The organism is Plantactinospora sp. CA-290183 (assembly GCF_050936375.1).
Lineage (GTDB): Bacteria > Actinomycetota > Actinomycetes > Mycobacteriales > Micromonosporaceae > Plantactinospora.
This window is the reverse complement of sequence record NZ_JBNJMX010000002.1, coordinates 705,867-713,743: the sequence shown is the minus strand read 5'-3', so window position 1 is coordinate 713,743 and position 7,877 is coordinate 705,867. Positions and strand designations below refer to the sequence as shown.

4 protein-coding genes and 2 pseudogenes are annotated in these 7,877 nt (G+C 74.4%); 1 reads left to right on the top strand and 5 read right to left on the bottom strand.

Features of this window, described 5'->3' with window-relative positions; all coding sequences use genetic code 11:
• Positions 1-676, top strand: a 676-nt coding sequence (locus tag ACQEUR_RS08140) for a Crp/Fnr family transcriptional regulator (protein WP_433027697.1), incomplete at its 5' end; no start/stop codon positions are given.
• A gap of 150 nt (positions 677-826) precedes the next feature.
• On the opposite strand, the gene ACQEUR_RS08135 is transcribed toward ACQEUR_RS08140, so the two are convergent.
• The 5 genes and pseudogenes from ACQEUR_RS08135 to ACQEUR_RS08115 all read right to left on the bottom strand — a co-directional run.
• Positions 827-1,939 (bottom strand): hypothetical protein, encoded by a 1,113-nt coding sequence (locus tag ACQEUR_RS08135; protein ID WP_433027694.1) that lies wholly within the window; start codon positions 1,937-1,939, stop codon positions 827-829.
• A complete protein-coding gene (locus tag ACQEUR_RS08130) occupies positions 1,936-2,868 on the bottom strand; it encodes a transporter substrate-binding domain-containing protein (RefSeq protein ID WP_433027691.1) in 933 nt (310 codons plus the stop codon). The genes ACQEUR_RS08135 and ACQEUR_RS08130 overlap by 4 nt, the downstream gene beginning before the upstream one ends.
• Before the next feature lie 1,050 nt (positions 2,869-3,918).
• Positions 3,919-4,920, bottom strand: a pseudogene (locus ACQEUR_RS08125) (protein kinase domain-containing protein); the annotation flags it as partial.
• A 70-nt stretch (positions 4,921-4,990) separates the two neighbouring features.
• The gene (locus tag ACQEUR_RS08120) at positions 4,991-5,434 is read right to left on the bottom strand and encodes a hypothetical protein (protein WP_433027688.1); all 444 of its coding nucleotides are present in this window, start codon (positions 5,432-5,434) and stop codon (positions 4,991-4,993) included.
• A gap of 234 nt (positions 5,435-5,668) precedes the next feature.
• Positions 5,669-7,672, bottom strand: a pseudogene (locus tag ACQEUR_RS08115) (adenylate/guanylate cyclase domain-containing protein); the annotation flags it as partial.
• Positions 7,673-7,877 lie beyond the last annotated feature (205 nt).

Below are 7,877 nucleotides of genomic sequence, written 5' to 3'. Positions count from 1 at the left end.
GGACGAGGTGCTGGCCCGCAGCGGGATCTTCCAGGGTGTCGACCCGGAGGCCGCCGAGGCGCTCGCAAAGGACATGGAGACGCTTGAGGTACGCAAGGGTGAAATCGTCTTCAACGAGGGCGAACCCGGCGACAGCCTCTACATCGTCCTGAGCGGCAAGATCAAGGTCGGTCGACGTGCCGCTGACGGGCGCCAGAACCTCATCGCCGTGATGGGCCCCTCCGACATGGTCGGGGAGCTGTCGCTCTTCGACCCGGGCCCGCGCACGGCGACCGCGACCGCCGTGATCGACACCCGGCTCGCCCGGCTGCGCAAGCAGGCGTTGCGGCCCTGGCTGAACAACCGGCCGGAGATAGCCGAGCAGTTGCTCCGGGTGCTCGCCCGCAGGCTGCGCCGGACGAACGACAACCTGGCCGACCTGATCTTCACCGACGTCCCCGGCCGGGTGGCGAAGAACCTGCTCCAGATGGCGGGCCGGTTCGGCACCCGCGACGGCGGGGTACTCCGGGTCACCCACGACCTGACCCAGGAGGAGATCGCCCAGCTCGTCGGCGCCTCCCGGGAGACGGTCAACAAGGCCCTGGCCGACTTCGCCTCGCGCGGCTGGCTCCGCCTGGACGGCAAGAGCATCATCATCCTGGACCCGGAGCGACTGGCCCGGCGCGCCCGCGTCTGACCCACCCGCCCGCCCACCATGATCGCGGTGATCAGGGAGCTGTTCCGGCGTGTCGTCGGCGTGTCGTGGTTTCGTCCCCTTGATCAGCGCGATCATGCCGGGCCGGCGGGCGGTGAGCGCACCCCGCCGTGCCGGAGCCGCCCGGCGGGATCAGCCCCCGTCGGTGGCCGTACGGCAGGCCGCGTCGACCCGTTTTATCGGCCGGATCCGCCGGCCCAGCCCCTCCAGCAGGGAATCCTCGACGTGGAAGTCGCGCACCCGCAGCCGGTGCCGGGGCAACTCCTCCTCGGTCGGGCAGAGCACCTGCGACTCGACCCGGTCCACCGGCACGTACCGCACGCCACCGCGCTCCTGGAGGATCACGGTGCTGGCGTCGTCCACGGTGATGACGTGGCCCCGGATGTCCTCGGTGCCGCCGGCACCGTCCTGCACCGTGGTCACGGTGAGCGGCAGCACCGGCGTGGTGATCACCGGCAGGGCGGTCCAGGCGAGCATGCCCAACACCGTCACCTGGGTCACCAGGGCCAGCGGTCGGGCCACGGCCGCGGGAATCGACCCGGAGACGAAGAGGGCGAGCAGCGGCGGGGCCGCGAACGCCAGTACCGGAAAGAACTCCCGCTGCCCCCACGCCTCCCGCAGGGTCGGTAGCAGCAGCAGCGCGTACGCCGTCAGCAACGCGGCGAGCAGCGCCAACCGGGGTACCCGACGTTCGTCCAGGCTCGTCGGATGGAACTGGAACGCGGCGGCGGCCGCCGGGAGCAGCAGCGGCAGGTACAGGATCGGCCAGGTCGCGAGCGCCACGCCGAAGCTGGCCACCACCACCCACGCGGGCGTGTTCTCGCGCCAGCGCGCGAAGAGCGGCGGGTGCCGGCCGATCCAGTGGTTCGGAGCGTGCTCGGACGCCACCGCCAGCACCGCTCCGATGGCGAAGATCGCGACGAGCCCCGCCGATACCAGCCGGGCCGCGGTGGTGAAGAGCGCCGCGGCGAGGTTGACCGGACCCACGTTCGCCACGAGCAGCAGGGTGGTCTGCAACTCGCCGCCCGCCTCCACACCGAGCCGGAGTACGGAGAAGACGGCCGGCACCCCGACCACCAGGGTCCAGAACGACTGGCTGGCCCGGGACCGGTGCTCGGTCGGGTCCCGGCTCGCCGCCCGCCCGCGTACCGTGGCCGGCTCGGAGCCGTCGCCACCGTCCTGCCGGGCCCCGTCCCCGTCCGGGTCGTCGGCGACGGCGGCCGGACCGGCGCCGGGGGCTGTCATGTCGGCGCCCGGTCGTCGAAGTCCACCAGCTGGGGCACCTGGAGCGGCGGCGGCTGCTCCCGCTCGGCCTGCAACCACGGCCCGAGCGTCTGGTTGTACGCGGTCAGCCACGGGCTGGTCCGGCCGTTACGCCCGGCCAGATAGCTCTTGTGCAGGAAGAAGGCGACCAGGTCCCGCAGCGCGGGGTCGCTGATCGGCACCCCCACGCCGAGTTGTTCGCTGGTGCCGAAGGGCATGTCGACGATCTCGAACTCGGTCGGGTACAGGGAACGGAACCCGGCCAGGATCGTCTCGTCGGAGCTGACCGCGTCGTACCTGCGGTCCCGGATCCCGGCCACGCAGTCCCGGACGTTCTTGACGACCAGCACCTTCACCTCGTGTCTGCCCAGCTCGGCCTCGCTGGTCGAGCCGCCACTGGTGCAGACCCGGAATTTGCGCAGGTCCTCGATCGTCCGGATCCGGTCCTTCAACCGGGCCGGGACGAGCACCTCCTGGGTGGTCACGAAGTAGGGGCCGGCGAAGCTGACGAGCTTCTGCCGATCCTCGGTGATCGAGAAGCTGGCGACCAGGATGTCCACCCGACCACCCTGGAGTGCGGGGATGCGGTCCTCGGTCAGGAGCTGGACGAACTCGATCCGCTCGTCACCGGCGTAGCCGAGGGAGGCCGCGATGTAGCGGGCGATCTCGATGTCGAAGCCGACGTACCTGCCGTTCTCCAGTACGCCCATCAGCGGCTCGAAGGCCGCCACCCCGATCCTCAGCTTGCTCTGGCCGTAGATGTGCGACTCCTCGAGCTTCTGCTGCACCGTTGCCAGCTTCGGCTCCTGCTGGCTGTCGCAGCCCGCACCGGCGGCGAGCAGCAGCGTCGCCACGACCGCCACGGTCGTGGCGGCCAGCCGGATGCGGGCTCGAAGCGATGTCTCGGTCATCGGCGGACCCCGTCTGAAGGAAGGCTCGCGAGAACACAGCGTAGCCAGCACTGTCCAACCTGGTCACCGCAAGAAATGCGCAAGATCTCGCTGATCAGGGGGCCGAACCCACGACTCGCCGACGACACGCCGGAACAGCTCCCTGATCACCGGGGCGAGCCCGCGGGGCGGGCGAGGTGAGGGCTGCGGGGCGGGTGGGCGGGGTTAGTTGGTGGTGAGGGTGGGGGTGGTCAGTTGGTTGGGGCCTCGGCCGGCCAGGCAGCGGAAGGTGCCGGTGGAGGGGTGGGGGGCCTCCGGGGGCAGCACCTCGAACCGCCAGCCCCGTACGTCGAGCAGCGTGGTGGTCAGCCGGAACACCGTCGGGCTGCACACCCGCCGTACGGTCGGATCGTCGCGTACCGCCTCGTGGTCGCCCGGGTCGAGCCCGGCCGGCAGGTCGCCCTCGGCGTACGTCTCCCAGGTGTGCCGGCCGGTGCAGGGCAACCGTGCGGCCGTCGCCCGCCGCTCCTTGACCTTGACCGGGCCGAAGCACTCCAGCTCACCAGGGCAGCGGACACCGGACGGGAGCGGGACCAGGCAACCGCGCAGCGTGCCGACGGTGCCGGGAAGGGCCCGGTTGGCACCCGGACCGACCGGGGTCGCCGTGTTCCGTGCCCCGGCGCCCGGCGGCCAGGTCGGCGTGGCCCGCGCGGCGACGTACCAGGAGGCGGCGGCGACCGTGGCCAGCAGGGCGACCGCGCCGAGACCGCCGAAGAACCAGTAGAGCCGACGTCGACGTTTCGGGTGGGGCACGGTCGGGTGCGGCACGGTCGGGTGCGCGTCGGCGTACGGCGGCCCGGACGCGGGCCGGGGTGCCGGGCCCGGCTGGGCGCCGGACCGGTACACGCCCGGCGCGGGACCACCCGAGCTCGGCGCTCTGCCCGGCGCGTCGGCGCCGGGCCGTCGGGGCGCCGGTGGCCACGCCCCCGGCCGCGCAGCCTCGCCCGACGACTGATCCGCCGGGCGCCCGGACGCCGCCTCGGGCCCGGTCGTGCCGGTGCTCCAGCCACCGCCCGCCCCAGCGGCGTACCCGGCAGCGCCCGGCTCCGGTCCGCCGGAGACCGGCCACCCGGCCGACGGCCCGCCGTGCGTCGACCGCGGCCCGACCGGCCCCGCCGCGACCGGTCGGGAAGGTACCGGCGGACCGGAGACCGGCGAGCCCGGGACGGGCACCCCGGAGACCGGTCGGGTGACGCTCGGACTGGCCGACGCGCCCGTCCCGGCCGGGGGCAACGGCAGCGCCGCCAACAGGTCCCGCAACTCCTCCGCCGAGGGGCGGTCGCCCGGGTCGTTCGCCATGCCGTACCGGAGCAGATCGAGCAGACCGTCCGGCACGCCGGGCAGCTCCGGGATCGGCTCGGTGAAAAGCTCCATCAGGGTGAGCAGGCCGGGGTTGCGGTCCGCCTGCCAGCGCGGCGGCTTGCCGTGCATCACCGCGTAGAGGGTGGCGCACAACGCGTACACGTCCACCGCCGGCGAGGGCGGACTGTGCCGGAACATCTCCGGCGGCGCGTACGCCGGGGTGAGCACCTCCAGGGTGACCAGCGAGTCCCGGGCCTCGGCCAGGATGGCCAACCCGAAGTCGGCCAGCGCCGGCTCGTTGAAGCGCGAGTAGAGGATGTTCGCCGGCTTGACGTCCCGGTGCAGCACCCCGAGGTGGTGGGCGTCGGCGAGGGCGTCGGCGATCTTCACGCCGAGGTCGCGGGCCTCGATGGGGCTCAGCGGCGAGGTCCGCATCCGTTCCGCGTACGAACCGTCGCAGAGTTCCATGATCAGGAAGGGATGCTGGTCCTCGGTGACCCCGGCATCGAAGAGGTCGACCACGTGGGGGTGCGACGACATCCGCCCGGCCGCCCGCGCCTCCCGGAGGAACCGGCGCTGGTCACGCTCGCTCTCCAGGGTCCGGTTCTCCACCTTGACCGCCACCTCGCGGCCGACGGAGATCTGGGTGGCGCGGTAGACGGTGGCGTAACCGCCTCGGGCAAACACCTGCAAATCCTCCAACCCGGGCACCACGGGCAGAGGAAGCGGGCCGGGCGGAGTGTTACTCACAACCTTGAAAATACCGAAGACGCCGGACGAATCACTCCCCCGTACCCGTACCGGCGATCGACGGGTTCCCGACCCGACGCCGATCGAGCCACAACCCGACGCCCGTGGCGACCGCCCCGGCCCCCTCCCAGGCCGCCACCCCGAGGAAACGCGGCGGCGCCGTGTCGGTCAGCACCAGTGCGGTGAAGACGGCGAAGGTGAGCAGCCGGAAGGCCACGGTGAACCGGAAGAACGGCCGCCAGTCCATCCGGGCCGCCAGCAGGTAGTAGACGCCCATGTTGAACGAGGCCATCGAGGAGGCGGTGACGAAGGTCCGGGTGTGGTCGCCTGGCATCCGCTCGGCCGGCGGGAGCACCTCGAAACCGAGCAGGGCGAGCAGCGACTCGGGCCGGACCAGGCCCGCCGCGCCGAGCAGGACGGCGAGCGCGCCGAAAACGGCGATGGTCCAGGCCGCGACCGAGCGGGGCAGCCACACGAGACGTCCCTCAGTTGAATGGCCGTCCGTTGTGGACGGATCGCCCTAGGCTAGCGGCTGCCCCGGCCATGCGGAATCCATGAGATCGTCGAATCCCGCGTCGGAGAGGTCCGTGTCGACGTCGGTGTCGGGCTCCGCCGCGTCCCGCTGCCGGGCCACCACGGCCCCGTCCCCCACCCACGCGCGCTCCGTGTCCGCCGGCAGCCCTTCGCCGGTGGCGATCGGCGGGCCGAGCCGGTCCCGCAGGGCGTCCGCGCGGGCCCGCTCGCCGGTCTGCTGCGTGGAGTACGCCAACGTGACCGCCTCCTCGGCGGCCACCCGCGCCTCCGCCGTCCGGCCGAGCGCGGCCAACACCTCGGCGAGGACCGTCGTCGCGATCACCCGGCTGCGGATGTCCTCGCCCGGCGCCTCGACCGCCCGGCGGGCCCAGTCCAGCGCCGTCTCCGGCGCCCCGTCGGCGAGCAGCGCCGAGGCGTACCGCGCCAGGGCCTGCCGCCAGGAGAAGAGCACCGACGGCACCGCGCCCGCCTCCGCGATCGGTGCGAGCAGGCGTACGGCCGTGGCGGCGTCGCCGTCGGCCAGCCGGCTCGCGGCGAGCAGGACCCTCGGTCCCACCTGGATCGGCGCCAGCGGGTTGTGCGGCTCGACGGCGGCGAGCACCGCCTCGGCGTCCCGCTCGGCCCCGGCCACGTCGCCACGGTCCAGCGCCACGAAGCCGCGCAGCGTGCCGGCGAGCCCGGTCAACAGCGGGTGCGAGGTACGCCGGCCGTACCGCAGCGCGTCGCCGAGCAGGTCGGTGGCGTGTTCCGGCTCGCCCAGCCCGCGCGCCACCGCACCCCGTACGACCAGGGCGAAGCCCCGCCCCCAGTCGTCGGAGGCGGCGGCGAAGTCCCGGTAGGCCCGACGCGCCTCCCGGTCCGCCTCGGTCAGCTCGCCCAGTTCGGCCGCCGCGAACGCCTCGACGGCGCGCAGCGTGCCCACCGCCCAGGACTCGCCGACCCGCTCGCCGAACGGCAGGAAGATCTGCGCCAGCCGGCGTGCCTCACCGAGCCGCCCGGCGAGCAGCCGGGCGAAGGCGGTGGTGCCGCGCAGCCAGGCCCGGCCGATCGGGTCCTCGGTCTCGGCGAAGAGCCGGGCGGCCCGGCCGAGCACCGCGTCCGTACCGGCGAAGTCGCCCCGGGTGGTGGTCACCCAGGCCAGGTTCTGCAACGACCACGCCTGTCCACGGCGGTCGTCGGCCGCCAGGTTGACCTGGTAGGCACCGGCGAAGCGGCTGCTGGCCTGGCTCAGCCGACCGCTGACGAAGTCGGCCATGCCGAGCCGGCGCATCGCCGAGGCGCGCGGCCCCGGCAGGTCCGCCCGGGTGGCGACCTGGAGCGCCTCCTGCCAGCTGCTCACCGCCCGCCCCTGGTCGGCCTGTGCCTGGTACGCCTGGCCGGCGACGAGCAGTGCCCCGGCGCGGCAGGCGGCGTCGTCCCCCGCGTTCGCCCCGGTCTTCTCCGCCAGGGCGAGCGCGTCGGCGATCCGCCCCACCTGTAGCAGCGCCCGGGCGTGTACCAGCCGGTCGGCGCCGGGCACGGATTCGCCGCCGAGCCGGGCGGCCCGCTCCGCGTGCTCCACGGCGAGCGCCGGCTCCCCGACGGCCAGCGCGCGCCGGGCGGAGCGGCTGAGCGCCGCGAGCCCCAGCGGGGCGACGGCCCGCGCGGTCACGTCCGGGCGCAGCCCGACCGCGTCCGCGAGCATGCTGGCCCGCTCGGCGTGCGCCGCGATGAACGCGTCCCGCTCCGCCTCCGACATCCCGGCGGGCCCGCCGCCACCCCGGCCGTCCCCGCCGCCGTGCGGACCACCGGCGGGCAGGGCCGCCCACTCGGCGAGCGCCGCATGCCGGTCGGCCAGGTCGGCCTTGCCGATGCCGGCGTACGCCGCCTCCCGCATCAGCGGGGTGGCGAAGGAGTAACCCTCGCGGTTGCGGTGCAGCATGCGACGCTGCAGCAGCTCCTCGACGGCCCGCTCCAGCTCGACGGCGAGGACCGCGGTCGGCCGACCGTCGCGGCCGGCGCGCCGCTCACGCAGCGCCTCCAGCGCCCCGGCCGGCACCGTGTCGCCGACCACGGCGGCGTCGCGCAGCGTCGCACGGGCCTCGGCGGGCAGTGCGTCGATCCGGGCCGCCAGCACGGCGGCGAGGTCGCGGGAGAGCAGCCGGCTGCCGAGGGAGCCGGGCACCAGCCGCCAGTACGCGCCGGGTTGGGAGCCGGTGACGGGGGCCGGTGACGGGGTCGACGCGGTCCCCTCGGCCACCCTCGGGCGGATCCCCGAGCCACTCCCGCCGATCCCCGAGCCACTCCGGCCGGTGCCGGATCCGCCCGTCGCGCCGGCGGGAGCGCCGGTATCGACCGTCGTGCCGGCACCGGCCCCGGCCGCCGGCGTACCGGCTCCGGCCGCC